The 26,294-nt window shown below is 67.5% G+C and carries 22 protein-coding genes; 14 read left to right on the top strand and 8 right to left on the bottom strand.

What is annotated here, in order from left to right:
* The first annotated feature begins 8 nt into the window (after positions 1 to 8).
* The 3 genes from CFB50_RS35080 (at position 9) to CFB50_RS35070 (ending at position 3,266) form a co-directional block, all read left to right on the top strand.
* Positions 9 to 956, top strand: a complete 948-nt coding sequence (locus CFB50_RS35080; protein WP_089449003.1) for an acetaldehyde dehydrogenase (acetylating) — start codon at positions 9 to 11, stop codon at positions 954 to 956.
* A gap of 13 nt (positions 957 to 969) precedes the next feature.
* Positions 970 to 1,992: a 4-hydroxy-2-oxovalerate aldolase gene (gene dmpG / locus CFB50_RS35075; protein WP_089449002.1), complete on the top strand. Its 1,023-nt coding sequence runs from the start codon at positions 970 to 972 to the stop codon at positions 1,990 to 1,992.
* Between the two features lie 182 nt (positions 1,993 to 2,174).
* The gene (locus tag CFB50_RS35070) at positions 2,175 to 3,266 is read left to right on the top strand and encodes a porin (protein ID WP_089449066.1); all 1,092 of its coding nucleotides are present in this window, start codon (positions 2,175 to 2,177) and stop codon (positions 3,264 to 3,266) included.
* A 15-nt stretch (positions 3,267 to 3,281) separates the two neighbouring features.
* Here CFB50_RS35070 and CFB50_RS35065 read toward each other — a convergent pair whose 3' ends face one another.
* From CFB50_RS35065 to CFB50_RS35045, 5 genes are read right to left on the bottom strand one after another with little or no spacing between them, the layout of a single operon-like run.
* Entirely contained in the window at positions 3,282 to 4,799 is a 1,518-nt protein-coding gene (locus CFB50_RS35065; protein WP_089449001.1) for an efflux transporter outer membrane subunit, read from the bottom strand.
* Positions 4,796 to 5,788, bottom strand: a complete 993-nt coding sequence (locus CFB50_RS35060) for an efflux RND transporter periplasmic adaptor subunit (RefSeq protein ID WP_089449000.1) — start codon at positions 5,786 to 5,788, stop codon at positions 4,796 to 4,798. Before CFB50_RS35060 ends, CFB50_RS35065 begins: the two co-directional genes overlap by 4 nt.
* Before the next feature lies 1 nt (position 5,789).
* A complete protein-coding gene (locus tag CFB50_RS35055) occupies positions 5,790 to 6,002 on the bottom strand; it encodes a DUF1656 domain-containing protein (protein WP_011350409.1) in 213 nt (70 codons plus the stop codon).
* Between the two features lie 34 nt (positions 6,003 to 6,036).
* Positions 6,037 to 8,178, bottom strand: a complete 2,142-nt coding sequence (locus tag CFB50_RS35050; RefSeq protein WP_089448999.1) for an FUSC family protein — start codon at positions 8,176 to 8,178, stop codon at positions 6,037 to 6,039.
* On the bottom strand, positions 8,175 to 8,654 hold the full coding sequence (locus tag CFB50_RS35045; protein ID WP_089448998.1) for a MarR family winged helix-turn-helix transcriptional regulator: 480 nt from the start codon (positions 8,652 to 8,654) through the stop codon (positions 8,175 to 8,177). The genes CFB50_RS35050 and CFB50_RS35045 overlap by 4 nt, the downstream gene beginning before the upstream one ends.
* 310 nt (positions 8,655 to 8,964) lie before the next feature.
* On the opposite strand from CFB50_RS35045, the gene CFB50_RS35040 reads away from it, so the two are divergent.
* The 3 genes from CFB50_RS35040 to CFB50_RS35030 all read left to right on the top strand — a co-directional run bounded on the left by CFB50_RS35040 (position 8,965) and on the right by CFB50_RS35030 (position 10,844).
* Positions 8,965 to 9,825, top strand: coding sequence for an FAS1-like dehydratase domain-containing protein (locus CFB50_RS35040; protein WP_089448997.1), 861 nt, complete (start codon positions 8,965 to 8,967; stop codon positions 9,823 to 9,825).
* 211 nt (positions 9,826 to 10,036) lie between these two features.
* Positions 10,037 to 10,324: a DUF1330 domain-containing protein gene (locus CFB50_RS35035; protein WP_039369252.1), complete on the top strand. Its 288-nt coding sequence runs from the start codon at positions 10,037 to 10,039 to the stop codon at positions 10,322 to 10,324.
* A gap of 58 nt (positions 10,325 to 10,382) precedes the next feature.
* Complete coding sequence (locus tag CFB50_RS35030; protein WP_144020746.1) at positions 10,383 to 10,844, top strand: hypothetical protein; 462 nt, start codon at positions 10,383 to 10,385, stop codon at positions 10,842 to 10,844.
* A gap of 147 nt (positions 10,845 to 10,991) precedes the next feature.
* Here the strand turns inward: CFB50_RS35030 and CFB50_RS35025 are convergent, their stop codons facing one another.
* Positions 10,992 to 12,692, bottom strand: coding sequence for a dihydroxyacetone kinase family protein (locus tag CFB50_RS35025; protein ID WP_089448995.1), 1,701 nt, complete (start codon positions 12,690 to 12,692; stop codon positions 10,992 to 10,994).
* A gap of 1,130 nt (positions 12,693 to 13,822) precedes the next feature.
* Between CFB50_RS35025 and CFB50_RS35015 the strand changes: the two genes are divergently transcribed.
* Entirely contained in the window at positions 13,823 to 16,096 is a 2,274-nt protein-coding gene (locus CFB50_RS35015; RefSeq protein ID WP_089448994.1) for a LamG-like jellyroll fold domain-containing protein, read from the top strand.
* A 57-nt stretch (positions 16,097 to 16,153) separates the two neighbouring features.
* Complete coding sequence (locus CFB50_RS35010) at positions 16,154 to 18,490, top strand: WD40/YVTN/BNR-like repeat-containing protein (protein WP_089448993.1); 2,337 nt, start codon at positions 16,154 to 16,156, stop codon at positions 18,488 to 18,490.
* Positions 18,491 to 18,733: 243 nt separating this feature from the next.
* Here CFB50_RS35010 and CFB50_RS35005 read toward each other — a convergent pair whose 3' ends face one another.
* Positions 18,734 to 19,834, bottom strand: a complete 1,101-nt coding sequence (locus CFB50_RS35005; RefSeq protein WP_089448992.1) for a sigma-54 interaction domain-containing protein — start codon at positions 19,832 to 19,834, stop codon at positions 18,734 to 18,736.
* Positions 19,831 to 21,063 carry an acyl-CoA dehydrogenase family protein gene (locus tag CFB50_RS35000; RefSeq protein ID WP_373452990.1) on the bottom strand — a complete coding sequence of 411 codons (1,233 nt, stop codon included), beginning with the start codon at positions 21,061 to 21,063 and terminating at the stop codon, positions 19,831 to 19,833. The genes CFB50_RS35005 and CFB50_RS35000 overlap by 4 nt, the downstream gene beginning before the upstream one ends.
* Before the next feature lie 18 nt (positions 21,064 to 21,081).
* On the opposite strand from CFB50_RS35000, the gene CFB50_RS39275 reads away from it, so the two are divergent.
* The 6 genes from CFB50_RS39275 to CFB50_RS34980 all read left to right on the top strand — a co-directional run bounded on the left by CFB50_RS39275 (position 21,082) and on the right by CFB50_RS34980 (position 26,256).
* Positions 21,082 to 21,306, top strand: a complete 225-nt coding sequence (locus CFB50_RS39275) for a hypothetical protein (RefSeq protein ID WP_144020745.1) — start codon at positions 21,082 to 21,084, stop codon at positions 21,304 to 21,306.
* 51 nt (positions 21,307 to 21,357) lie between these two features.
* Positions 21,358 to 21,633 (top strand): hypothetical protein, encoded by a 276-nt coding sequence (locus CFB50_RS39270; protein WP_144020744.1) that lies wholly within the window; start codon positions 21,358 to 21,360, stop codon positions 21,631 to 21,633.
* Positions 21,634 to 21,679: 46 nt separating this feature from the next.
* Positions 21,680 to 22,240, top strand: a complete 561-nt coding sequence (gene msuE, locus CFB50_RS34995; RefSeq protein WP_069250299.1) for an FMN reductase — start codon at positions 21,680 to 21,682, stop codon at positions 22,238 to 22,240.
* A gap of 36 nt (positions 22,241 to 22,276) precedes the next feature.
* Complete coding sequence (gene sfnG, locus CFB50_RS34990) at positions 22,277 to 23,380, top strand: dimethylsulfone monooxygenase SfnG (RefSeq protein WP_089448991.1); 1,104 nt, start codon at positions 22,277 to 22,279, stop codon at positions 23,378 to 23,380.
* Between the two features lie 174 nt (positions 23,381 to 23,554).
* A complete protein-coding gene (locus CFB50_RS34985; protein WP_089448990.1) occupies positions 23,555 to 24,784 on the top strand; it encodes an SfnB family sulfur acquisition oxidoreductase in 1,230 nt (409 codons plus the stop codon).
* Between the two features lie 23 nt (positions 24,785 to 24,807).
* Positions 24,808 to 26,256: an APC family permease gene (locus CFB50_RS34980; RefSeq protein ID WP_089448989.1), complete on the top strand. Its 1,449-nt coding sequence runs from the start codon at positions 24,808 to 24,810 to the stop codon at positions 26,254 to 26,256.
* Positions 26,257 to 26,294 lie beyond the last annotated feature (38 nt).

Here is a 26,294-nt window from a genome sequence, read left to right as displayed (position 1 = left end):
GGACTTTCATGAGCCATCCGAAACTCAAGGCCGCGATCATCGGCTCGGGCAACATCGGCACCGACCTGATGATCAAGATCATGCGGCATGCGCGGCATCTCGACGTTGCCGCGATGGTCGGCATCGACCCGGCGTCCGACGGCCTCGCGCGGGCGGCGCGCTTGGGCGTCGCGACGACGCACGAAGGCGTCGAGGGCCTGGCGCGATTGCCGGTGTTCGACGATATCGACTTCGTATTCGATGCGACGTCGGCCGGCGCGCACGTGAAGAACGACGCATTCCTGCGCACGCTGAAGCCCGGCATTCGCTGCGTCGACCTGACACCCGCGGCGATCGGCCCGTACTGCGTGCCGGTCGTCAATCTCGATGCGCATCTCGACGCACCGAACGTGAACATGGTCACGTGCGGCGGCCAGGCGACGATTCCGATGGTCGCGGCCGTATCGCGCGTCGCGAAGGCGCACTACGCGGAGATCGTCGCGTCGATCAGCAGCAAGTCGGCCGGGCCCGGCACCCGCGCGAACATCGACGAATTCACCGAGACGACGTCGAAGGCGATCGAGGCGGTGGGCGGCGCGGCGCACGGCAAGGCCATCATCATCCTGAATCCGGCCGAGCCGCCGGTGATGATGCGCGACACCGTCTACGTGCTGTCGGAGTTGGCCGACGAAGCGCGGATCGCCGCGTCGGTGGACGAGATGGCCCGCGCGGTACAGGCATACGTGCCGGGCTATCGACTGAAGCAGGCGGTGCAGTTCGACGTGATCCCGGCATCCGCACCGCTCAACATACCGGGCCTCGGCCGCATGAGCGGGCTGAAGACGTCGATCTTCATCGAGGTCGAGGGCGCGGCGCACTACCTGCCGGCGTATGCGGGCAATCTCGACATCATGACGTCCGCCGCGCTCGCGACCGCCGAGCGCATGGCGCAGTCGCTGCAGCGCGCGAGCGCGTAACAGGGCCTTCATCATGAGCAAGAAACTTTACATCTCCGACGTCACGTTGCGCGACGGCATGCATGCGATCCGGCATCGGTATTCGGTCGACGACGTGCAGGCGATCGCCCGCGCGCTCGATGCCGCGAAGGTCGACAGCATCGAGGTCGCACACGGCGACGGCCTGCAAGGATCGAGCTTCAACTACGGGTTCGGTGCGCATGGCGATCCTGAATGGATCGCGGCCGCGGCGGACGTCGTCACGCATGCGAAGATCGCGACGCTGCTGATTCCTGGCATCGGTACGATCCACGACCTGCAAGCCGCATACGATGCGGGCGCACGCGTCGTGCGTGTCGCGACGCACTGCACCGAGGCCGATATCTCGAAGCAGCACATCGAGCATGCGTGCGCACTCGGCATGGACACGGTCGGCTTCCTGATGATGAGCCACTTGACGGCGCCGGACCGGCTGGCCGTCGAGGCGAAGAAAATGGAAAGCTACGGCGCGACCTGCATCTACGTGGTCGATTCCGGCGGCGCGATGAACATGAACGACGTACGCGACCGCTTTCGCGCGATCAAGGCCGTGCTGAATCCCGACACGCAGACGGGCATGCATGCGCACCACAACCTGAGCCTCGGCGTCGCGAACTCGATCGTCGCCGTCGAGGAAGGCTGCGACCGGATCGATGCGAGTCTGGCCGGCATGGGGGCAGGTGCCGGCAATGCGCCGCTCGAAGTGTTCGTCGCGGCGGCCGAGCGACTGGGCTGGCATCACGGCACGGACCTGCACCTGTTGATGGATGCGGCCGACGATATCGTGCGCCCGTTGCAGGATCGGCCGGTTCGCGTGGATCGCGAGACGCTCGCGCTCGGCTATGCCGGCGTCTATTCGAGCTTCCTTCGCCACGCGGAAGCGGCGGCGCGGAAGTACGGGCTGAAGGCGGTCGATATTCTCGTCGAGCTCGGCAAGCGGCGGATGGTCGGCGGGCAGGAGGACATGATCGTCGACGTCGCGCTGGATCTACTCGATTCGCGTTCCACAGCGCAATAGCGGTTCGATCGGCAGGAGGCGTGCCTGTCCGGGCAGGACAGGCACCGCCGGCAAGGGCGGAATTCGTTTCACGCGAGCCCGCATGCATCGTTTCGATGCGGCAGCACGAAAACAATAATCAACATAACTAAATAAACTGGAAATCAGGTCAATGGAGACGAGCAATGAAAAAGGTGGTCTGGATGGGAATCGCGCTGGGTGCTGCGGCATGCGCGCACGACGCGCAGGCGGGAACGGATAGCAGCGTCACGCTGTATGGCTTTCTGGATGCGGGCATCACCTACGTCAGCAATTCGGGTGGACACGGCAACCTGAAGTTCGACGATGGCATCATGGCGCCCAATCTGCTGGGTATCAGGGGAGACGAGGATCTCGGAGGCGGCACGCACGCGGTCTTCGATCTCGTCAGCCAGATCGCGGTCGGCACGGGGGCGATCCAGCCGCCCGGCAAAGGCCTGTTCGGGCGCAACGCATGGGTCGGGTTGACCGACAACCGGTTCGGGTCGATCAAGTTCGGCAACCAGTACGACTTCATGATCGACGCGCTGTTCTTCGGTCGCACCGATGCGGCGTTTGCGGTCGGCGGCCTGTACGGTTTTCGCGCGGGCCCGTTCCAGAAGATCGCACTTCCGTACAACCCGCCTTACGCGGCGCAGTTCGACTGGGACCGGATGTCCGGCCAGACGGTGACGAACTCGGTCAAGTATCAGTCGCCGTCCATCGCCGGTTTCCGGATGGGCGCGATGGTTGGATTCGGTGGCGTGCCCGGATCGCTGGGCAGTGGAAACAGCGTCAGCGCCGGCCTGAATTACGATCATGGCGCGTTCGGCGCCGCCGCCGCGTTCACCGAGGTCAAGTATCTGCAGCCGGGCGGGCCGCAAGTCGGCATCCGCAACTGGGGCGTCGGCGCGCGCTACGATTTCGGCCAGCTCGCGATGAACGCGCTCGTCACGACCGTGCGAAACGGCGCGAACGGCGGGGCGATTGCCCAGGGCCAACTGGGGGCGACGTTCCTCGTCACGCCCGCGCTGCAGCTCGGCGCGAGCTACCTGTACATGAAGGGCAACGCGTACCTCGAGAACCATCACGCGCATCAGATGAGCGCGTCGGTGGACTACTTTCTGTCCAAGCGGACCACCGTGTACGCGGTGGCCGTGTACCAGCGCGCGAACGCCGACGCGCAGGCACTCGTCAGCGGCATCATCGACCCGAACGGCACCGCCAGCGGCCCGAATCAGCTGCTGGCGCGTGTCGGGGTGCAGACGCGCTTCTAGGTCTGCGTCGGCGGGTTACTCGGCTGCGGTGGCGGCGGCCGAGGCTGCCGATGCACTGCTCGCCGGCGCCTGCTTCGACGTCGGCTTCGACGCGTCGGGCGCCGCATCGTCATCCCATCCGCCGCCGAGCGCGAGGAAGAGCCGCACCTGGTCGGTCGCGACCTGGCCTTCGGCGGCTGCCACCTGCGCCTGCGCGCTCGTCAGCGTGCGCGTCGCGTCGAGATCGGAGATGAACGACTCGCGGCCGGCCAGATAGAGGCGATGCGTTTCGTCGGCGGAATTGCGGGCCGATTCGTAGGCCGTGCGCAGCGCTTCCGTGCGCTGCACGTCGGCCGCATAGGTCGCTAGGCTTGACTGCGTTTCACGCAGCGCGTTCAGCACGACGCCGTCGAAATGCGCGAGCGCGCCGCCCGTCGCGGCTTCGGCCTCGCGTACGCGCGCACGCTGGCCGTTGACCGGGAACGACCAGCTGATCAGCGGGCCGAACGACCAGCGATTCGTCGTGGACGAGAACAGGTCGGCGGCGACACCGACCGAGCCGGCCGACGCGCCGATGCTGATCGACGGATACAGCGCGGCGGTCGCCACGCCGATGCGTGCGGTCGCGGCCGCGAGTTGCCGCTCGGCTGCGCGCACGTCGGGGCGGCGGCGCAGCAGCGCGGCGCCGTCACCGATCGGAATCGGCTGGCGCAGCTTCGGCAGGCGCTCGCATTCGGCAACGGCCTTCGGCAGGTCGGCGGGCGAGCGCGCAAGCAGCGCGGCGAGTTGATATTGCGCGACCTTGCGGCGGCCTTCGAAGCGCGGGATATCGGCGGCGAGGGTACGCACCTGCGTCACGCCGCGCGTCACGTCGGTCTGGTTGCCGCGCCCGGCATCGCGCAGCCGCTGCGACAGCGCGACGCGCTGCTTCTGCAGCGCGAGCGACTGCTTCGCGACAGCCAGCTCGTCGCCGGCCGAACACGATTCGACGTATGCGCGCACGACGTCGGCGACGACCGTGATGCGCGCCAGGTCGCCTGCGGCGCGGACGGCCTCGCTGTCCGCGCGCGCGGCTTCGACGCCGCGCCGCAGCTTGCCGAACAGGTCGATCTCATACGACACGTTGATGCCGACCGTACCTTCGTTGACGACCGGCAGCTTGTTCTCGAGCAGGTATTGCTCGGCCGATTCCTGGGCGCGCTGCACGGCGGCTTCCGCGCGGCCAGAGAAGCCGCCCTGCTGGCTTGCGACTTCCAGCGCCGCGCGCGAGCGCGCGAGGTTGGCCGCGGCGACGCGCAGGTCGGTGTTCGACTTCAATGCATCGCGCACGAGCCCGTTGAGCACGGGATCGTCGTAGAGCTGCCACCAGTTGCCGGGCACGGCGTCGCGCGACACGAGCGTGCCGTTTGCATCGTCGAGCGCATGGTTCGCGAGCGGCGCATTCACGTACGCCTGCTGCGGCAGCGTGTAATCGGGGCCGACGGACTTGCACGCGCCGAGTGCGAGCGCAAGCGGCGCGAGCGTCGCGGCGAGGCGCAGACCGTGCCGCTTCATTGCGATGCTCCTGCCGCGCTGGCGGCCGTGCCGGAAGCCGTCGATACCGGCGCGACGGCCGCCGAAGTGCCGGCCGCCGCCGACGCGCCGGCCGCCGGCTTCGCGTTGTCGTTGCGGCGCGTGTCGGCGTCGCGCATCGAGACGGTCGCGGTCCGGCCCGCGATCATCCGGAAATCGTCGGGCACTTCGTCGAGCACGACGCGCACCGGCACGCGCTGCGCGAGCCGCACCCAGCTGAATGCCGGGTTCACGTTCGGCAGCAGGTTCGCGCCCTGCGTGCGGTCGCGATCCTCGATCGCGGCGACGATGCTCTGCACGTGGCCGCGCAGCGCATGCGGCTCGCCCATCACGATGATGTCGACCGGCTGGCCGATGTGGATGCCGCGCAGCTTGGTTTCCTCGAAGTAGCCGTCGACGCGGAACGAATTGCGGTCGACGACCGACAGCACCGCGCGGCCGGCCGGCACGTATTCGCCGACGCGCGGCGCGCGGTCGTTCAGGTAGCCGTCCACGGGACTGACGATCGTCGTGCGCTGCAGGTTCAGCTTCGCGGTGTCGAGCGACACCTGCGCATCGGCGACGGCGGCTTCGCCCTGTTCGACGCGCGTGCGGCTTTCCTCGACCTGTTCGCTCGCGACCAGGTTGCCGAGCTGCAGGTTGCGGGCGTACTCGCGCTTCGCCTGCGCGAGCGTCGCGCGGCGCTGCGCGAGCGTGGCTTCGGCGAGCCGTTCCGCGAGCGCGTAGCGCGCCTGGTCGATCACGAACAGCACCTGGCCGCGCTTGACCTCCTGGTTGTCGGCGACCTGTACCGACGTGATGAGGCCCGCCACGTCCGGCGCGACCTGGATCACGTCGGCACGCACGTGACCGTCGCGGGTCCACGGCGAGAACATGTAGTAGTTGACGATGCGCCACAGCACGATGGCCGCCACGACGACGACGATCAGGGTGAGCAGGATTTGCCCTGCCGAGAGCCAGGTTTTTTTCACGTTAGGTAGCCACGAGATGGTGGGACACGATCACGACGGCGGCAAACACGAATACGTAGATGCCGAGGTCGAAGATCGAACGGTGCCAGACGAGGCGGTAGAAGCCGACGCGCTCGAGCACGGCGCGCACGACGATGTTGATCAGGTAGGCGATCAGCATCAGCACGAGCGGGGCCGGCACGAATACGCCGAAGATGTCGATTTCGCCGATCATGGTCGCGGTCGGAAAGACGGATGGGAAAGCGGGATCATGCGCGTGCTCCGTCCGGCGCCTGCGGCGGCTGCCCGGCCGCGGCCGGATACAGCGACAGGCGCAGGCCGACGAGCGCGTGCAGCGTGTCGCGCAGCCGGCGATGCATGGCGGGCGTGGCCGGTGCGGCGGGCGCGGCGGGCGCCGTGCCGTCGTCGGCCGGCGCGGCGCCCGGCAGGTTGCGGACCGCGACGCGTTGCAGCGCGTCGTCGATCGTCGCGAGCAGCGCGGGCGGCGCCGGCTGGCGCGCGTTCGCGGCGGCGCAGCGTTCGTAGTGGTCGGTGACGCCGGCCAGCACGCGATCGATTGCATCGGGCACGTCGCCGGACAGCCGGCGGCGCGAGCGGCGCAGGTCGAGCGCATTGAGCGCGATGCGCAGGTCGCGGAAGCTTTCGATCGACGGGTGGCGATGATCGTCGGACGCGCCGAGGCGCGGCAGCAGATGCGTGACGCGGTCGAGCATCCGCGATGCGTGGTTGCGCTGGTCATCGAGCGGTTGCGTCGACGCGGAGCGCGCGACATCTTCCCAGCCCGAGCGCAGCAGGCGCCGCACCGCGAGTTCCGCACCGAACGGCCGTGTCGCACGCGTCCATACATAGGCGAACAACAACCCGGCGACGCCCGCGAGGTTGCTGTTCAGGAACACGAAGAAATCGGCGTCGTACGCACCCTGGATGCTGATGAAGGTGGCCGTGTTCACGGCGACGAGCATCGTCACCATGTTGAACTGCGGGCGCGGCAGCAGGGTGCCGATCAGGATGAACGGGCCCGCGAACATCACGACGAGCATCGCGAAATCGTGCACGTGCGGCAGCACGACGAACAGGTACAGGCCCGCGAACACGACGCTCGCGGTCGTCGCGAGGAAGAACTTGAACACCAGCGGCGCCGGCTCGTCGAGCGCGGCGAAGAAGCTGCACGAGACGGCCACGAGCGTGACGGCCGCGGCGCCGTCGTGCCAGCCGGACGCGATCCACAGCCAGCTCGCGAACACGATCGCGGCGGCGACGGTCAGCGTCGAGAACAGCATCATTCCGCGATCGAAGAAGCGTTCGGTGCCGCCGAGCCGCCAGTGCCGGTAGCGCGGCTGCCAGACGCCCGCTTCGTTGCCGATCAGCGCGCGCAGCGAGCGGCAGTCCTGCCAGATGTCGATGACCTGGCGCAGCCGCCACAGCGCGTTCGACAGCAGCGCGCCGTCCCAACTCGAGAGCGCGTCGTCGCCCGGCTGCAGCGCGGCGATGCGTTCGCGCAGGCGTTCCGCGACCGGGTCGTCGGCCATGTCGCCATCGGAGCCGGCCCGCACGGCCGGCAGCGGCGCGTCGAACCACTTCGCGGCATCGGCGAGCAGCTCGTCGAGCCCGGCCGGCCGGATGTGCAGGTCGCGCATCAGCGCGATCAACGGATCGGCGAGCGACGACATCAGCGGCAGGAACAGCTGCATCCGGCCCGCGAGCGCCTGTGCCCGCGCGAGGATGCGCGGGTGCGCATGGTCGTAGCTCAGCTGGCTCAGCAGGAATTCGAGGCCCGTGATGGTCGCCGCGAGGCGTTGCCGGCACGCGGACAGCGCCTTGCCGGCGATGTGCCCGGACAGCGTCTCGCGGCCGTAGAACGCGGCATCCTTGAACCACGCGTCGGTGCGCTCGATCAGCGTCGGCGCGAGCCGGTTCGGGAAGATCGCGCTGCCCACCACGCTCGCGCACACGATGCCGAGCACGATCTCCTCGGTACGTGCGATCGCGACGTCGAACACGGTGGACGGATCGGTCACGGTCGGCAGCGCGACCAGCGGCATCGTGTAGCCGGCGAGCATGAACACATAGCTGCGCGCGGTGCGGTCGGAGATCGCGAGGTAGAGCAGCGTGCCGCACCAGGTGGCGACGATGATCGCGAACAGCAGCGGCGTCTCGACGAACGGCGGCACGAAGAAGATCGCGGCGGCCGCGCCGAGCGCGGTGCCGAGCGCGCGATACAGCGCCTTCGAGCGCGTCGCGCCGACGAACGGGTTCGACACGATGTAGACGCTCGCCATCGCCCAGTACGGGCGCGGCAACTGGAAATACAGGCCGAGATACAGCGCCAGCATCGACGCGGCGAACGTCTTGCCCGAGAACAGCCAGTCGCGAAGGCTGGGGTAGGTCATGACGCGGCGTCACCGGTGTGGGAGGCGCGCGCGACGGGTGTGTGCGACTCGGCGGCATTGAATGCATCGAGCACGCGCAGCGTCGCTTCGAGATCGGCGCGCGTGACACCCTTGAGCACCTGCGCGCGCAGCACGCGCAGGTCTTCCTCCATCTTCGCGGTGACCGCGCGGCCGGCGGCCGTCAGCGAAATCGTCTTCGCGCGGCGGTCGTGCGGATCCTCGTCGCGGCGCGCGAGGCCGGCCGCGCACAGCTGGTCGAGCAGGCGCACGAGCGATGGCCCTTCGATGCCGACGTATTCGGCGAGCGTGCCCTGGCGCACGCCTTCGCCGAGGCGCCCGGCGATCAGCAGCGGCGTCGCGCAGGCCTCGGACACGTTGTACGTGGTCAGCACGCCGTCACTGGTGCGGCGCCACTTGCGCGCGGACAGCACGAGAAGGCTGCTGACGGCGAGGCGGAGGTCGTGCAGATTGGTCATGGGCGAGATGATAGGGGCAAATTAATTCGATAGCAAACTATCGTTTTTGTCACCCGGATGACACGTCGCACGCGGTTCGGCCCGCCCGTTTGAAGCAATTTAGGCGGCGTGCCGGGGATGGTCAAACTGTAAGGTTGTCGATGCGGTCGTGCATGCGACGGCCGCGATCGAATGGTCAGATGAAAGTCGTCCGGCAGGGCTGTCCGGCGGGTCAGGCGGGCTCGAAGCCGGGGTTCGGGAAATCCGGCTTCGCGAAACGGCGCACTACGTGCATATTGGGGCCGTTGCAAGCCTTCCGGAGATTCCGCACGTGTCCACTTCATCCCCGCAGCCCTCTGGCCAGGCGTCGCTTGACGCGTGGCTCGGCAAGACCGAAACGCTCGGCGACGACATCACCGCGTTTCCGCTGAACGCGCTGGCCGCCACGCTCGACCGCCCGTCGCCCGGCGACGTCGTGCCGCCGATGTGGCACTGGCTCTATTTCCTGCCCGTCGCGCCGCTGGCCGAAGTCGGCCCCGATGGCCACCCGAAGCGCGGCGGCTTCCTGCCGCCCGTGCCGCTGCCGCGCCGCATGTGGGCCGGCGGCCGCCTGACATTTCATGCCCCGCTGCGCGCGGGGCGGCGCGCGACGCGCGAATCCACCATAGAGAACATCGAGGACAAGACGGGCCGCAGCGGCCGGCTCGTCTTCGTGACCGTGCAGCACCGGATCGAGTGCGACGGCGTGTTGTGCGTCGAGGAAGAGCACGACATCGTCTATCGCGATGCGCCGCAGCCGGGCTCGCCGGCGCCGAAGCCGATCGCCGCGCCGGCGGGCGAGACGTGGTCGCGCACGGTCACGGCCGACGCCGTGATGCTGTTCCGCTATTCGGCGCTGACCTTCAACGGTCACCGCATCCACTACGACCGCAGCTACGTGGCGCAGGAGGAAGGCTATCCGGGGCTCGTCGTGCACGGCCCGCTGATCGCGACGCTGCTCGTCGATCTCGTGCACCGCGAGCGGCCCGACGCGACGCTGGCGAGCTTCGCGTTTCGCGCGGTGCGCCCGACGTTCGACGGGGAGCCGTTCACGCTGTGCGGCCAGCCTGCGGATGACGGCCGGACGATCGAGCTGTGGGCGAAGGATCGCGACGGCTGGCTGACGATGCAGGCCACCGCGACGCTTGCGTGACGGGCTCCGTTCCGGTCATCCGCGCGTGGCAGGATCCGTACGCGGGTGACCGTTGTCGCACGCAGCAAGCCGGCCTGACGCGCACTCGGCCAGCCCCGACGTTCATCGGCAAACCCCTGTAAGCTGCTGGCAGGTCGCGTGCCGTTCGCCGGACCCGGCGATGCGCGGCCGGCTCTTCCCCCTTCCACGCATCGCATCAGGAGCAGGTATCTTGGCCACCTACATCGTGTTTACACGTGAAAGCATGCAGGACCAGCAGGAATTCGACCTCTACCAGAGCAAGGTCGGCGCAACGCTCGCCGGGCACCCGGTGAAGGTACTCGCAGCCTACGGGCCGCAGGAAACGCTCGAGGGCGAAGGCCCGGAAGGCGTCGTGATCGTCGAGTTTCCGTCGAAGGAAGCCGCGCACGCGTGGTATCACGGCCCGGAATACCAGGCCGTCGCCCAGCACCGCTTCAAGGGCGCGCGCTATCGCGCCGTGCTGGTCGAAGGCGTCTGAGCGACGTGCATCGGGTGAGTCCGGCGGCGCGCCGCGACGCCGGACGCCCGGCCCGCCCATGAAACCATCGACTCCCGCCACCGCGCCCATTCGCCCGCCTATGGGCCGCGCCACGACCGTGCTGCTCGCGATCAGCGTCGCGCTTTATCTGGTCGCCATGTTCACCGCGCCGTTCCGCACCGGCGCGCCCGCTCCGCATCCATGGGCCGACGGCTGGCAGGTGCTGCTGACGGGCTGGATGGGCGTGCTCGTCGGTATCTATGCATGGCTCGCAAATCCGCTCGTGTTCGCTGCCTGGCTCCTGACCGCGAAGCGCTACCGCGCCCAGGCGGTCGTGCTGGCCGGTCTGGCGTTGCTGTTCGGGATGAGCTTCCTGTCGCAGCACCAGATTGCCGTCGACGAAGCCGGGAACGTCGAGCCTGTGCATCTCGACGCGATCGGCTATTGGTGCTGGCTCGCGAGCTTCGGCGTGGCGTCGGTTGGCGCGGCGTTGTTGCCCGGGCGGACGAAGACGGGCTGATTGATTGCGGACGCTTCGATGCGAATGTCGGCGGAGGTGAAGCCGACCGGCATTGCAATGATCCACGGCATCGGCACGTCACGCGCAATGGCGTCTTGCGTGCCGATGCATTGAAGGCGCACTGTCGCGCCTTCACCCTTCACCCTTTTACGCGATGTGTGGCTGCAACGCACGCAGCCAATACGACACCGCCACCGCGCCGCCGTCCGGCGTGCCGATCGCACGTTCGCCGAGATAGCTCGCGCGCCCGGCGCGCGGCGTCATGCGTGCGGTTTCCTGTGCGCCGTGCTCGGCGGCTTCGACTGCCGCGGCCCAAGCGCTCGCGGGATCGCGATCGTTGTCGAGCGCACGCTCGAATGCCGCGACGGCCGGGACCAGCGCATCGAGCATCGTCCGGTCGCCGGCATGCGCGCCACCGAGTTCACTGATCGAATCCACCGCGCCGCGGAACGCCGCGGCCCAGTCACGCGCCGAAGGCTCGGCGATATCGGCCAGCCGGCGCGATGCGCGCAGCAGCGCGGTTGCATAGAACGGCCCCGAACTGCCGGCGATTGCGCGGCGCAACGCGGCGCCGAGCGCCGAGAGTGCGCCGGCCGGCGTGCCATATGCGGCTTCCGGCAGTGCGAGGATCGCCTGCGCGGCGCGCAGCATGCTCGCGCCGAGATCGCCGTCGCCGGCCGCCGCGTCGAGGTCCGTCAGCGTCTGCTCGTGATCGATCAGCGTCTGCGCGACCGCGTGCAGCGCCGGTCGCAGGCGCGCGGCCCACGCGCGGCCGGCCGCATCGAGCGGCGGCAGCGGCGCTTCCGGCACGGCGGCCGAGGCCACGCGGATCTGCGTATTTACCGCGCCGCCGCCCGGCCATGCGCGCGCCTGCGTCGGCGCGTCGAGCAGCACCGCGCGTTCGTCGTTCAGCCGCAGCACCGAGATCGAGCAGCCGGGCATGTTCAGCGCCGACAGGAACGTGCCGGCCCACGCACGTGCGACGACGATGCCGCGCCGGTGCAGATTGTCGTGCGCGGCGCGCAGCACGATCGCGAGTTCCATGTCCGGCGTCGCGCCGAGGCCGTTGACGAACAGTGCGACGCGCTCGCCGCGGTCGAGCACGAGATCGGCGGCGATGCTCGACAGCAGCGTGTCGACCAGTGCATCGGCCGGCAGCGGCGCGCGGCGTTCGACGCCTTTCTCGCCGTGGATGCCGAGGCCGAGCTCGATCTCGTGATCGCCGAGGCTGAAGCCCGACTTGTCGGCGCCCGGGATCGTGCAGCCGTCGAGCGCGACGCCCATCGTGCCGAGTTCGGCCGCCGCGTCGCGCGCGATGGCCGCGACGCGGGCGAGCGGCAGCCCGCGCGCGGCGGCCGCGCCGGCGAGCTTGTGGATCAGCACGGTGCCGGCGATCCCGCGCCGCTGGCCGCGCTCGACGCGGCCGCGCAGCGACACGTCGTCGGCGACGATGACCGTCTCGACCGGAATGCCTTCGGCGCGCGCGAGTTCGGCGGCGAGCCCGAAGTTGAGCCGGTCGCCCGTGTAGTTCTTCACGATCAGCAATGCGCCGTTCGGGCCGGCGCTCGCGCGGATCGCGGCGAGTACGGCGTCGGTGGACGGCGACGTGAACACTTCGCCGCAGACGGCTGCGCTCAACATCCCTTCGCCGACATAGCCGCCGTGTGCGGGCTCGTGGCCGCTGCCGCCGCCTGAGAGGACGGCGACGGGGCGCTGCGCGGGCTCGGGCAGCGGCTGGCGGACGAGCACGTGCTCGTCGCCGAGGATCGCGACATGCGGCGACTGCCGCGCGATGCCTTCCAGCATTTCTCGCACGACATCGGACGGGCGGTTGACAAGCTTTTTCATGGCGACGGGTTCCGGACAAGTGAACGAGGCTCGGCCGGGCCTGCACGGGCGCCGGACGGCCTTTCGTGTTGCGGAGGATCGTGCGGGCGCTGTTGCCGGGGGCAGGTGGTCATGTAATGGATGACCACCTGCAGGGGCGAAGCGACGCGCACGCTTCGCGCCACGATACATCAGGTTCGGACGTTGATGCGCGAAGTGCGGCGCACTCCCATCCATGTTGTGAGATGCGCGGCAAGAGATGCAAGTTCGGCCGCGGCGATATACGACGCATTACTCGCTATATCAACCTCGCTTCCGTGACAGCCGCGTACAGCGAACCGATGAAGCATCGACTGAACCGAGCGAGCGTACTCGACCGATCAGTGGTGCGTCGGATTGCCCGGCACGTTCAGCTTCCGTGTTTCTTCCTGTGTGCTCGAGTCAAGCGAAACAGTTCCGCTTGGTAGACGGCATCCTGAACCGCGTTGTGGTTTCCTTTTTGTGCGGGTCGTAGGTGGCCTGCCATGGCGCTCGAGCGTGTGTCTCTCCACGAGCACCCCGTCACGCCCATGTAGTAGGCCTTGATGTCGAGCGCCGAAAAGCCGAACGGATCTTCATTCTCTCCGCGGTGCGGAGAGAATTGGGCGGTCGCCGTGGTTTCGCCGTTGTCGAGATTCCCGGTAGCGTGGCCCGTGCGGGCACGCAGCGCTGCCGATTTCTGCAATCCGGACCAGATGACCGAACTTGTCCCGTATCCGGTTGGCCGACATCTGTCGGATGATTGATCCGGCGCGTGCACGGGCGGCCGCAGCCGTCAACGCCGAACTTCTATTGGCAGGTTGGCCGTCGGAGTCGAGATGGCGTGCTCCGCAGTGAGCGCGCGACGGACAACAGATCATGCCCAAGCTCAACTTTGTTTTGTTCTACGGCGGTGCCCAGCCGCTTCGCGCATTCCTCAACCCCTGCATCACCGATGTGACAAATGCGTGTCATTGGTGAATATGTTTTTTTTCGCTTGATTACATCCCTATCGAACTGGATAGAATGCTACGCGTTCCTGACGAATACGGAACAGTTCGTACATATTTTGTCGCTTCGACCATAGCTAATAAACTGGGGATCCAGACATGCGAGACAACGGAGCACCGACGATGCTACCCGAGGAAATCGTCCCACTCGGCGACATCGAAAATATTGCACGACGCCATTTCGTGATGGGGCTCGGTGCAACGCTTCTGGCCGGATGCGGCGGCGACGGACCCAACGCGGTGACAGGCGGTGAGCGACCATCGGCAAACGGCACCGGCCTGGCGTCCGGCGTTGCTCCTGCTTCGGACGGTATCGACGCAGGGGCCACGTCGGCAGGCATTGCCCGAACCCGCGCTTTCACGCATCCCGGTTTGCTGCATACCGACGCGGATTTCGAACGCATGCGCGCTAAAGTCGGGGCCCACGCTTCCCCGTGGATCGACAGCTGGAACGTGCTCGTCGCCAACGGTCACACGCGCCTGACGAACAAGCCGAACCCGCAGGTCGGCATCTATCGCGGCAATGATCCCACGCATGGTCAGAACTACGGCGCGCTCTACAACGACATCGCCGCCGCCTATGGCGACGCGCTGCGCTGGAAGGTGTCGGACGACACACGCTATGCCGACAAGGCCGTGGAGTATCTGGACCAATGGGCCTCGACGCTGACGACGCTTGGCGGCAGCGACGTGGCGCTCGCTGCCGGCATCTACGGCTACGAGTTCGCCAACGCAGCTGAAATCATGCGCGGCTATAGCGGCTGGAGTCCGGCCGGACTCGCCGCGTTTCAGGCAATGATGCGCAATGTCTTCTACCCGGTCAGTCACGCTTTCCTGACCCGTATCGACACCGCGATGGACACGCACTACTGGGCCAACTGGGGCCTGGCCAACATCGCGTGCATCCTGGCCATCGGCGTGCTGTGTGACGATGCCGAGCTCGTCAACGAGGCCATCACTCATTTCAAGACCGGTGGCAGTAACGGCTGTATCCGGCAAGCCGTGTACTACCTGCACCCCGGCAACCTCGGGCAATGGCAGGAAGCCGGCCGGGACCAGGGCCACAGTACGCTCGGCATTGCATTGACGGGCGCCATTTGCGAGATGGCGTGGAATCAGGGCATCGACCTGTACGGCTATGACAACAATCGCTTCCTGGCGGGCGCGGAATACGTGGCCAAGGCCAACCTGAAGCAGGCGGACGGCGCGTTCTACACGGTGCCTTTCGTCACGTACCAGAACAGCGCCGGCGTCACCCAGACGCAGTTCGCCGCCGGCGGGCGAGGCGACGCCCTGGGGCGGCCCTGCTGGGCATTGGTGGCCAACCATTACATCAACCGCAAAGGTCTGGCGGCGCCTTACACCAAGCGCGCTGCCGAGCTTGTGGCACCGGAAGGCGGCGGCGGCAACTACGGCCCCAACAGTGGCGGCTTCGATCAGCTTGGCTACGGCACGCTCACCTGCACGCTCGACCCCGGCACCCCCGCCGCAACGCCGACCGGCCTGACGGGCTACGCGAGCGCGGGCAAGGTGGTGCTGTCGTGGTGGGGCAGCAGCAACGCCGTCAGCTACAACGTCAAGCGCGCCACCATTGCCGGCGGACCGTACAGCACCATCCAGAGCGGTATCACCGATCTGCTGACCTATACCGATATGCCAGCCGCTGCCGGCACGTATTTTTATGTCGTGACAGCGCAAACGATTGCGGGCGAATCGGCGTTCTCCAACGAAGTGAAAGTGATCACGGCGCAGCAGCTGCTCGCGCACCTCACGTTTGATGAAGGCAGCGGCATCACGGCCGCCGATAGCTCGGGCAACCGGCGCAATGGCACGCTCAACGGCGCAACGTGGGCAGCGGGGCACAGCGGCAACGCGGTCTCGCTCAACGGCTCGGGCGCGTATGTGGCGTTGCCCGACGATCTGCTGGCCGATGTGTCGGACTTCACCATCGCCAGCTGGGTGTTCTGGAACGGCGCGCAAACGTGGGCACGCCTGTTCGACTTCGGCACGGGCTTCCATCGCTACATGATGTTCACGCCGCGCGGGCAGTTGCGCAACGGCTGGGCCGGCATGCGCTTCGCGATGACGGCCAACGGCCCCGGTGACGGCCCTCCGGAACAGATCATCGACGCGCCCACCGAGCTGCCGAGCAAGCGATGGGTGCATGTGGCCGTCACGCTATCGGGTTCGACCGGCACGATCTACGTGGACGGCACGCCCGTCAGTACCAACACGGCGATGTTCCAGGCGCCGTTCCGCCTAGGCAGTACCACGCAGAACTGGCTGGGCAAATCGCAATACGGTGCCGACGCCACGTTCCACGGTCTGATCGACGATTTCCGTATCTATCGCGGCGCGCTCAGCGCTGCGCAGATTGCATCGCTCATGGCGAATTGATTGCGCGGGGCCGATGGCGGGCCCTGCGATGGACCTCTTCCTTCAAGGATTTCTCCGATGACCGTGTTTTCTCAACGATGGATTGCCGCTGCGGCGATGGCGTGTGCGTTATGGGGCTGTGGTGACGGATCCGACAGCACGACAGGTGTGACCAATGCGGGTGCCAATGCAGCCGCCAATCGTAGTCAGCTCGGCGGAAATGGCAGCGGCAGCAACCTGCCGGCGGCCAGCTGGACCAGCGTCAAGTGGGGCGGCGGCGGCTATGTCACCGGCCTGATCTACCATCCAGCCAACGCGAGCCTGCTGTACGCACGCACTGACGTTGGCGGCGCGTACCGCTGGAACGCGACCAACTCGACGTGGACGCCCATCACCGACGGCATCGGTTTCGGCGCAGGCGAGGGCGATTTCCACGGCGTCGAAAGCGTCGCACTCGACCCGAACAACGATCAACTCGTCTACATGATGACCGGCATTACCGTGACGCAGGGTCACAACGGCCGCATCTACATCTCGACCAACCGCGGCGACACCTGGACGCACTACGACCTGCCGTTCCCGGTGGGCGGCAACGACAACGGCCGCGCCACGGGCGAGCGCCTGCAGGTCGACCCGAACAATCCGTCGACACTGTTCTACGGAACGCGCACGGCCGGCCTGTGGAAGAGTGCCGATTCGGGCCGAACCTGGACGCAGGTCACGGGTCTGTCCTCCACCACGATCAGCGGCGGCGGCTCCCCGATCGGCGTCGAACAGGTGATCTTCGATACGTCGGGCAAGGGGAGTGGCCAGCCGACCTGGATCATGTGGGCCACCGTCGCCCCGGACTACGCCAACGCGGCGGGCCTGACGTCGACCCTGTACAAGTCCACCAACGGCGGCTTCTCGTGGACGTCGGTGCCCGTCCCGCCGACGGTGTCCGGCTACTACATCCCCCACGTCGTGCGCACGTCCGACGGCAACTTCTACGTGGTGTTCAACGCGGGCGTCGGCCAGGGCATCGGCGGACCGAGCTATCTGTACAAGTTCGGCGGCAGTAACAACAGCAACTGGACGCTGCTCAACAGCTCCAACAGCAACGGCTTTGGCGGCCTGTCCGTCTCCGGCCTGGGCGCGTCCGCCCGCATCGCACTGGGCATGACGGGCTGGAGCGACACCAGCAAGACCATCCAGCTGTCCGATGACGGCGGCAGTACGTGGCGCGAAATCGAGGCCGGCATGCCGCATACCGGCACTGCCTCGGGTGGCTGCGCCGGTTGGGTTGAAGGCGTCACCATCGACCCCGCCAATCGCGATCACGTCATGCACGTCCACGGCGGCGGCATCTGCGAAACCATGAACGCCTCGTCGCCCACGCCAACCTGGCGCCCCAAGGTCGACAACCTCGAGGAAACCGTGACGCTGGCGCTCGTCACGGCGCCGCCCGGTGCGTCGTACAAGTTCATCAACAGCGCCGGCGACATCGGCACGTGGGTCAATATGGATCTCATGACGAGGCCGACGAAAGGCCCGTTGAACTCGTGGAGCAGCGGCAATTCGGCCGATATGTCGTGGTCCGATCCGACGTACATCGCCGCCGCGGGCGTCGACAACGCCAACGGCCATGCGACCAAGGGCTTCTGGTCCGGCGACAGCGGCAATAGCTGGTCGACGTTCGCGTCGTTGCCCAGCGGCGCAGCGGCAAGCCAGAGCAACGTGGGCAACCTGGTCGTCCCGTCCCGCAACAACGTGACCTGGGCACCGCCGGACTCGGTGCCGTCGTACACGACAAACAATGGCGCCAGCTGGACGGCGACCAACCTGCCGGCGTTCAGTGCCACCTGGAACGGCTTCCCGCGTGCCTATCGCCTGGCCGCGGACCGCAAGAACCCGAAGAAGGTCTACGCCTACGACTCCGGCGGCGCACCGTGGAGCTGGCAGCGCGGCAAGATCTACGTCTCGAACGACGGCGGCCGCACGTTCGCGCTGAGCCAGGGCTCGGTGAATGCGAACCTGACCTGGAATGCGTGGGGGGATACGTCGATCGTGGTCAATCCGAACGCGGAGGGTGATCTCTGGCTGGCCGACGGCACGGCCGTGTACCACTCGGTGGACTCGGGGGCGACCTGGACGAAGCTCGGCGTCTTTGCGTCGACCAACGACACACCGGGCGCTACCGTGATCGCGTTGGGCAGGGCGCCGACCGGTTCGCCGTACTCGGCCGCGGTCTATGTGGAAGGCACATTGAACGGTGTCTGGGGCATTTACCATTCCGACGACGGTGGTGCAACGTGGGCGCGCTTCAACGATGACGCGCACCAATTCGGCGGCTCCGGCGTGATGGCCGGCGACTGGAACACGTACGGCCGGATTTACGTCAATGGCGCCGCTCGCGGTCTGATCTATAGTAATTGAGGTTGATCGACCGGAAGGGGGCCATTCTCGACGTCTACGTCACGGCGCGCTGACCAAGGAACATGGGTGTCCACCGACTCGGGAGGTGGGCACCTATGGCCGATAAGGACGCCGAGTTGATCTTTGACCACTACGGCCTGCTCAAACTCTGGTTCGCGCCACGATACATCAGGTTCGGACGTTGATGCGCGGGACGCGGCGCGATTGCGCCGGAGCGAGGCAGCGGCGCGCCCCCATACGCGGCTACTTCACCGCCGCAATTTCCTTCGCGCGAATCAGCCGCGCCCGCAGCACGTTGCGGCTGATGCCGAGCAGCCGTGCGGCCTGGATCTGGTTGCGGTGGCTGAATTCGAACGCGACGCGCATCACGGTGTCCTCGATGCGCTCGAACAGGTTGCCGTGATCCTCGTCGAACAGGTCGCGCAGCGCGCGTTCGAGTGCGGCCTGCGCGCCGGCGGCCGGGGCGGGTTCCGGCGCTGACGTACTCAAGGCGGCCGTCGGCACACCCGGCGGCGCGATATGCAGATCGGCCTCCTGCAGCGAATCGTGTCGGCTCACGAGCAGCGCGTGATGGATCACGTTCTCGAGTTCGCGGATGTTGCCGGGCCAGCCGTGTGCCTCGAGCCGGCGCTCGGCGCGCGGGTCGATGCTGCGCGGCCCGTAGCCGAGGCGGCTCCGGTAGTCGTCGAAGAAGTGACGCGCGAGCGGCAGGATGTCGCCCGGACGCTCGCGCAGCGTCGGCACCGCGAGCTGCACGACGTTGAGCCGGTAGAACAGGTCGCCGCGAAACTGTCCGTGCGCGACGGCCTGCTGCAGATCCACGTTGGTCGCGGCGACCACGCGCACGTCGATCGGCACGCCCGTGCGCGAACCGAGCCGCACGACCTCGCGCTCCTGCAGCACGCGCAGCAGCTTGACCTGCATCGACAGCGGCAGGTCGCCGATCTCGTCGAGAAACAGCGTGCCGCCGTTCGCGGCTTCGAACCAGCCGGGCTTCGCGCTGAACGCGCCGGTAAATGCGCCTTTCTCGTGGCCGAACAGTTCGCTCTCGACGAGCGTCTCGGAGAAGGCGCCGCAGTTCACCGCGATGAACGGCCCGTTGCTGCGGCGGCTGAGGCCATGCACGTGACGCGCGATCAGTTCCTTGCCGGTGCCGGTCTCGCCGACGATCAGCACGTTCGCGTCGCTCGGCGCGACCAGGCGAATCCGGTCGAGCAGCGCGACCGAGCGCGGATCGACGAATACCTGCGCGCGGGCACGAATGGATGTCGCGAGCGCGGGCCGGTCGGGCAGCGTGAGGACGGGCGCGGCGTCGGGCCACGCATCGGAAGGAGTGTGGTTCACGAGTAGAAGCCCGGCGTCGGATAGGTTCGCTTGAGCGCCCATTCGCCGATCTCGCGAATCTTGTACGCGAGCGGGTCGTGGAGCGTGTGAGTGCGCAGGTTGCGCCAGTGCCGGTCGAGCCGCAGCGCGCCGTGCGTCGCGCGGGCGCCGGCGACGTCGAACATCCGCGTACAGAGATCGAGCCCGGTGCGCGCGGCCGACACCTTCGCGGCTGCCGTGGCGAGCGCGACCTGGCCGCGCTCCGCATGGGTGAGCGCCGCATCGCGCGACCATGCGACGTCGAGCCGGTCCGCCGCGCGGTCGGCGAGCACGCGCGCGGCTTCGAGCCCGACCCAGAATTCGCCGTACTGGCCGAGGATGTACGGATCGTCGCCGGTGCTCGCGACCTGCGCGCCGGGCCACGGTCGTGCCTCGTGCAGCGTGTAGTGCCGCGCGTCGTTGAACGCGGCTTCGGCGATGCCGAGATACACGTTCGTCAGCACCAGCTGCGCGACGAGCGGGCGCAGGCACGCGAACGGCGTCGACAACGGGCCGGGGTCCGTCAGCAGTTCGTGATCCTCGACGCGCACCTTCTCGAACGTGACCGTGCCGCTGTCGGTCTGGCGCTGGCCGATGTTGTTCCAGTCGTCGGCGATCGAGATGCCGCTGCGCTGCGTCGGCACGGCCGCGATCAGGAACGCGCGAGTCTGCGCATCGTGCGCGGACGCGATCAGCATCTGTGAATCCAGCGCCCCCGAGCAAAAGCTCTTCTGGCCGCTGAATTCATGCCACGCGCCGCGCGAGCGGCTGACCGTGCGCGCGTCGAGCGGATTCAGCGCATTGCCCCAGAACCACTGCTGGCGCGCGGTGCGCTCGAACCACGATTCCCACTGCGCGGGCGCGCCGAACAGCCGCACGGTCGCGAGCATCAGGTGGTGGAAACCGAACACGTGCGCGAGCGAACTGTCGGCGGCCGCGAGCACGCGGACGACGTCGAGCGTCGTGCGCCAGCTCGCACCGAGGCCGCCATAGGCGGACGGGATGCTCAGCGCGAGCAGGCCGCTGTCGCGCAGCTGGTCGCGCTCGGCCTTCGGCGTGCCGCCCTGCTGGTCGCGTTCGGCCGCGGTGCGTGCAAAGCCGGCCGCCAGGCGCTCGGCGGTTTGCACGGCGTCAGCGGGCGCCGGTTCGTCGCGGGACGGTGCGACGACGCGCAGGCCTTCCGCGCGGGGCGATACGGAAATGGGTGTCATGGCGATGAATGCGTCGGGTTGCTGCACGAAAACGGTCAGGCCGCGGCGGGCGTTGCTGGCCGGGTGCTGCGTGATCAGCAGAGTGTTCAACGTTTTGCGCAACGCGGGAAACATCGATTTCTGATAACCAATGCGGGATTGCTGCGCTGGACGCAGTCGCGCACGGCAAGGTCGCGCGGCGCGGCGATCGGCGGCGCGCGAGGCGACGATGCAGCAGCCATGCCGGCGCTACTGCAAGGGTGAGACGCGTCGCGTCGGCGCGTGAACGCTAAAAGCGGGCGCGGATGCCTGCCGATGGACGCCGTGCGCCTGCCGGAATCCGTGTCGAAGCGGAAAAACATGCCTGCCGCATACCGCGCTGCTGATCACGCAGCAGCGCATCAGCAGCGTTGTTTCCCCGAGTTCATCGCACTGGGGAATATGGTTGTGATGCGATGGCTGGCACGCTTATCGACGTGCGGCGAACAACGGGGATGCCATGACGGGCCGTCGATCGCTATGAATTTCGTCGTGCAGACGATCGTTTTCCCGCTCGATCATCGAAATGGCACGCTCCTTGCTGATCCATGACGTGACGGGTGCGTCGGCACCCGACTCGACAATGGGAATGCAACCGATGAGCAATGCAATCAACGTGGTCGCGATATCGGGCGGCCTGCAGCGGCCGTCGCGCACGCTGGCGCTGACCGACGCGATCGTCGCGGCACTCGGCGCCGCGCTGCCGATCGAAACACGGCTGATCGAACTCGGCGAGATCGGCGGCCGGCTGGCCGGCGCGCTGACGCGCGCGCAGGTACCGGCCGATCTCGATGCGCAGATCCGCGCGATCGAGACGGCCGATGCGCTCGTCGTCGCGAGCCCCGTGTATCGCGCGTCGTACACGGGCCTCTTCAAGCACCTGTTCGACCTCGTGCATCACGAAGCGCTGATCGACGTGCCCGTGCTGCTCGCGGCCACCGGCGGCAGCGAGCGTCATGCGCTCGTGATCGACCATCAGCTCCGTCCGCTGTTCAGCTTCTTCCAGGCCCGCACGCTGCCGATCGGCGTGTATGCGTCCGAGAGCGATTTCGACCAGTACCAGATTACGAACCCGGCGCTGCGCGCGCGTATCGCGCTCGCCGTCGATCGCGCGGTGCCGCAACTGCGCCCGCATGCGCTTTCCGTCGCGGCCGCGTAGGCCGCCTGCGTTTTCTCTCCCGACCAGGACACACTCATGAGCCATCCCGACCCTTCCGCCGACGGCGTCAAGTTCGCCTACTGGGTGCCGAACGTCAGCGGCGGCCTCGTCGTCAGCACGATCGAGCAGCGCACCGACTGGAGCCTCGAATACAACCAGCAGCTCGCGCGCACGGCCGAGGCGGCCGGCTTCGACTACGCGCTGAGCCAGATCCGCTTCACGGCCGGCTACGGCGCCGAATACCAGCACGAGTCGGTGTCGTTCAGCCAGGCGCTGCTGCATGCGACGACGAAGCTCAAGGTGCTCGCCGCGATCCTGCCGGGGCCGTGGCATCCGGCCGTGGTCGCGAAGCAGCTCGCGACGATCGACCACATCTCGAACGGGCGCATCGCGATCAACGTCGTGAGCGGCTGGTTCAAGGGCGAATTCACCGCGATCGGCGAGCCGTGGCTCGAGCACGACGAACGCTATCGGCGCTCGAAGGAATTCATCCAGGCGCTGAAGGGCATCTGGACGCAGGACAACTTCACGTTCAAGGGCGATTTCTACCGCTTCAACGACTACACGCTGAGCCCGAAGCCGGTGCAGAAGCCGCATCCGGAGATCTTCCAGGGCGGCAGCTCGCGGGCGGCGCGCGACAACGCGGCGAGCGTGTCGGACTGGTACTTCACGAACGGCAATACGCCGGAGAACCTGAAGGCGCAGATCGACGACATCCGCGCGAAGGCGGCGGCGAACAATCATCGTGTGCGTATCGGCGTCAATGCGTTCGTGATTGCGCGCGATACCGAGGAAGAGGCGAAGGCCGTGCTCGACGACATCATCCGGCACGCGCACGTCGAGGCCGTGCATGCGTTCGGCGATGCGGTGAAGCAGGCCGGCAAGGCATCGCCTGAAGGCGATGGCAACTGGGCGAAGTCGACGTTCGAGGATCTCGTGCAGTACAACGACGGCTTTCGCACGAACCTGATCGGCACGCCGCGGCAGATCGCCGAACGCATCGTCGCGCTGAAGGCGATCGGTGTCGATCTCGTGCTCGCGGGGTTCCTGCATTTCATCGAGGAAGTCGAGTACTTCGGCCAGCGCGTGCTGCCGCTCGTGCGCGAACTCGAGGCGCGGCAGCAGGCGGTTGCCGCGTGATGCGGAGGCCGGTGTGCGGCGGGCAATCGCGCATGCCGCACGCGGGCCGACCGAACGGGTGACATCGACCGCTCTTGCGGGGCATCCAGGTTCGATGATTCGGATATCGAAACAGGAGGCTGGCGGAGGCTTCGCGGCGCCGCCAGCCGGTTCATGAGTTTTGCCGGAAATCACATGTCTACGGAATTCATCGAAGAAAACGTACAACCGCAAGCGGGTGCCACACCCGTTCCCGTCATCGGCTCGGATGCCGAGGCACTCGACGTCGCGCACCAGGTCGCGGTACGACTGGCCGAGCACGCCGCGTTGCGCGACCGCGAGCGGAAGCTGCCGTACGACGAGATCGAGCTGTTCTCGTCGAGCGGCCTGTGGGGCATCACCGTGCCGCGCGAATACGGTGGCGCGGAAGTATCGAACGTGACGCTCGCGGAAGTGATCGCGATCGTTTCGCAGGCGGACCCGTCGCTCGGCCAGATCCCGCAGAACCATTACTGCCTGATCGAGGACATCCGCCTCGAAGGCAGCGATGCGCAGAAGCGCTTCTTCTTCGATCTCGTGCTGAAGGGCACGCGCTATGGGAACGCGTTCTCCGAAGCAGGCGGCAAGAACGTGCTCGACATCCAGACGCGCGTGCATCGCGACGGCGACGCGTTCGTGTTGAACGGCCGCAAGTTCTATTCGACCGGCACGCTGTTCGCGCACTGGATTCCGGTGCTTGCACTCGACGAGTCGGACCAGGCCGTGCTCGCGTTCGTGCGGCAGGGCGCGCCGGGGCTGACCGTCGTGGACGACTGGAGCGGCTTCGGGCAACGCACGACCGCGAGCGGCACGGTGATCGTCGAGAACGTGCGCGTGAGCCCGTTCGAAATCTTCCACACGCAGCGCTCGTACGACCGCCCGACCTTCGCGGGCCCGTTCGCGCAGATCACGACCGCCGCGATCGACCTCGGCATTGCGCGCGCCGCGCTGCAGGACACGATCGCGTTCGTGCAGCAGCATGCGCGCCCGTGGATCGACAGCGGCGTCGAACGCGCGAGCGAGGATCCGCTGACGGTCGCGCAGATCGGCGACATCGCGTACCGCGTGCACGCGGCCGAAGCGCTGCTCGCGCGCTCGGGGCGCTTCGTCGACGCGGCAAAGCGCGCGCCGAGCGAGGAAACGGTCGCGCAGGCCGCGATCGCGGTCGGCGAGGCGAAGATCGCGACGACCGAGGTGTCGCTGCTCGCCGCGAGCAAGCTGTTCGAGCTCGGCGGCAGCAAGTCGACGCTCGCGAAATACAACTTCGACCGCCACTGGCGCAACGCGCGCGTGCATACGCTGCACGACCCGGTGCGCTGGAAGTATCACGCGATCGGCAACTACTACCTCAACGGCGTGAAGCCCGCGCGGCATTCCTGGAATTGACCGGCTCCTGACGAGATAAATCGATGAATCATCCAGCCAGCACCGCGCAGGTATTGCCTGCGCAACATGCGGTGCCGCAGGCAGGCGGCCTGCGGCGCAACTATCTGAGCCTGCCCGAGCTGATCGCGCAGTCGATCGGCCTCGTCGGCGTGTCGGGCGGGATCGGCGTACTGATCCCCGCCGTCTTCGCGACGGCCGGCAACGGCACCTGGCTTGCCTACCTGTTCGCGATCGTCGCGCTGCTGTTCGCGTCGTGGAGCATCTCGGTGTTCGCGCGCGACTCGGCGTCGCCAGGCGCGCTGTATGCGTACGTGTCGGCCGGCATCGGGCCGGTCTGGGGCGCGATCTGCGGCTGGTCGCTGCTGATCGCCTATGCGGTGGCCGCCGCGGGCATCCTGCAGGGGACGATCAACACGTTTCTGGTGCTGGGCCGCGAGACCGGGCTGCTCGGCAGCGCGACGCCGCTCGGCGCGGTGCTCGGGCTGACGGTCGTCACCGCGTTCGCCGCGTGGTACATCGCGTTTCGCGACATCCGGCTGTCCACGCGCTTCACGCTGTTCGTCGAACTCGCGACGCTGCTGCTGATCGCCGTCGTCGTGATCGGGACGATCGCGTTCGGCGGGCATCCGGTCGATCGCGCACAGCTGACGCTGGAAGGCGTGAAACCGACGCAGCTGCAGCTCGGGATGGTGCTCGCGTTCTTCAGCTTCACGGGGTTCGAGAGTGCGACCGTGCTCGGCGCGGAAGCGCGTGACCCGTTCCGCGCGATTCCGCGCGCGGTGCTGATCAGTGTCGTCGGGCCGGCGATCCTGTTCGTGATCGGCGCGTACGGGATGGTGAGCGCGTTCCACGGGCAGACGCCGCCGCTCGATCAGGTCGACGGCCCGCTCGCGGTGCTCGCGCATCGGCTCGGGGCCGGCTGGGTCGGCGTGCTGATCGACGCGGGCGTGGCGCTGAGTTTCTTCGCGGCGTTCTTCTCGTCGATCAATGCGGCGGCGCGGATCGTCTATACGTTCGGGCGGCAGGGCGTGCTGCATGCGTCGACGGGCCAGGCGCACGAGCGGAATGCGACGCCGCACGTCGCGGTGGCGCTGATCACGGTGCTGGCGCTGGCCACTGCACTGGTGTTCACCGCACGCGGCACCGCGCTGCTGGATTCGTATGGCTATCTCAGTTCGATCGCGACATACGGCTGGCTGCTTGCGTACGTGCTGGTGGCGATCGGCGCGCCGCTTTATCTGCGCCGGCAGCGCAGGCTGCGTGCGCGGCATGTGGTGATCAGCGTCGTGGCGGTCGTGCTGCTCGCGATTCCGCTGGCCGGCAGCGTGTATCCGGTGCCGGCGGGCGTCTATGCGTGGCTGCCTTATGTGTTCGTCGCGCTGCTGGCGATCGGGCTCGGGTGGTTCCTGGTGCTGCGCGTCCGGTTTCCGGAACGGTTGCGCGAGCTGGAGGCCGAGCTGCTGACGAAGTGACGGCGGTGACGGCTTGATATTGATCCGGATACCGAATC

Origin of the sequence: Burkholderia sp. AU33423 (genome assembly GCF_002223135.1) — a bacterium.
Taxonomy (GTDB): domain Bacteria; phylum Pseudomonadota; class Gammaproteobacteria; order Burkholderiales; family Burkholderiaceae; genus Burkholderia; species Burkholderia lata_D.
Note: the sequence above shows the minus strand (reverse complement) of the source record. Positions and strands in the feature narration are given on the sequence as shown.

Bases quoted from the DNA above. Each gene is read 5' to 3' on its own strand.
- msuE (WP_069250299.1), top strand. From the start codon at position 21,680: ATGAGCAATGCAATCAACGTGGTCGCGATATCGGGCGGCCTGCAGCGG.
- CFB50_RS35015 (WP_089448994.1), top strand. From the start codon at position 13,823: ATGCTACCCGAGGAAATCGTCCCACTCGGCGACATCGAAAATATTGCA.
- sfnG (WP_089448991.1), top strand. From the start codon at position 22,277: ATGAGCCATCCCGACCCTTCCGCCGACGGCGTCAAGTTCGCCTACTGG.
- CFB50_RS35050 (WP_089448999.1), bottom strand. From the start codon at position 8,178: ATGACCTACCCCAGCCTTCGCGACTGGCTGTTCTCGGGCAAGACGTTC.
- CFB50_RS39270 (WP_144020744.1), top strand. From the start codon at position 21,358: ATGGACGCCGTGCGCCTGCCGGAATCCGTGTCGAAGCGGAAAAACATG.
- CFB50_RS35080 (WP_089449003.1), top strand. From the start codon at position 9: ATGAGCCATCCGAAACTCAAGGCCGCGATCATCGGCTCGGGCAACATC.
- CFB50_RS35055 (WP_011350409.1), bottom strand. From the start codon at position 6,002: ATGATCGGCGAAATCGACATCTTCGGCGTATTCGTGCCGGCCCCGCTC.
- CFB50_RS35070 (WP_089449066.1), top strand. From the start codon at position 2,175: ATGGGAATCGCGCTGGGTGCTGCGGCATGCGCGCACGACGCGCAGGCG.
- CFB50_RS35025 (WP_089448995.1), bottom strand. From the start codon at position 12,692: ATGAAAAAGCTTGTCAACCGCCCGTCCGATGTCGTGCGAGAAATGCTG.
- CFB50_RS34980 (WP_089448989.1), top strand. From the start codon at position 24,808: ATGAATCATCCAGCCAGCACCGCGCAGGTATTGCCTGCGCAACATGCG.
- CFB50_RS35045 (WP_089448998.1), bottom strand. From the start codon at position 8,654: ATGACCAATCTGCACGACCTCCGCCTCGCCGTCAGCAGCCTTCTCGTG.
- dmpG (WP_089449002.1), top strand. From the start codon at position 970: ATGAGCAAGAAACTTTACATCTCCGACGTCACGTTGCGCGACGGCATG.
- CFB50_RS35065 (WP_089449001.1), bottom strand. From the start codon at position 4,799: ATGAAGCGGCACGGTCTGCGCCTCGCCGCGACGCTCGCGCCGCTTGCG.
- CFB50_RS35000 (WP_373452990.1), bottom strand. From the start codon at position 21,063: ATGACACCCATTTCCGTATCGCCCCGCGCGGAAGGCCTGCGCGTCGTC.
- CFB50_RS35010 (WP_089448993.1), top strand. From the start codon at position 16,154: ATGACCGTGTTTTCTCAACGATGGATTGCCGCTGCGGCGATGGCGTGT.
- CFB50_RS35030 (WP_144020746.1), top strand. From the start codon at position 10,383: ATGAAACCATCGACTCCCGCCACCGCGCCCATTCGCCCGCCTATGGGC.
- CFB50_RS34985 (WP_089448990.1), top strand. From the start codon at position 23,555: ATGTCTACGGAATTCATCGAAGAAAACGTACAACCGCAAGCGGGTGCC.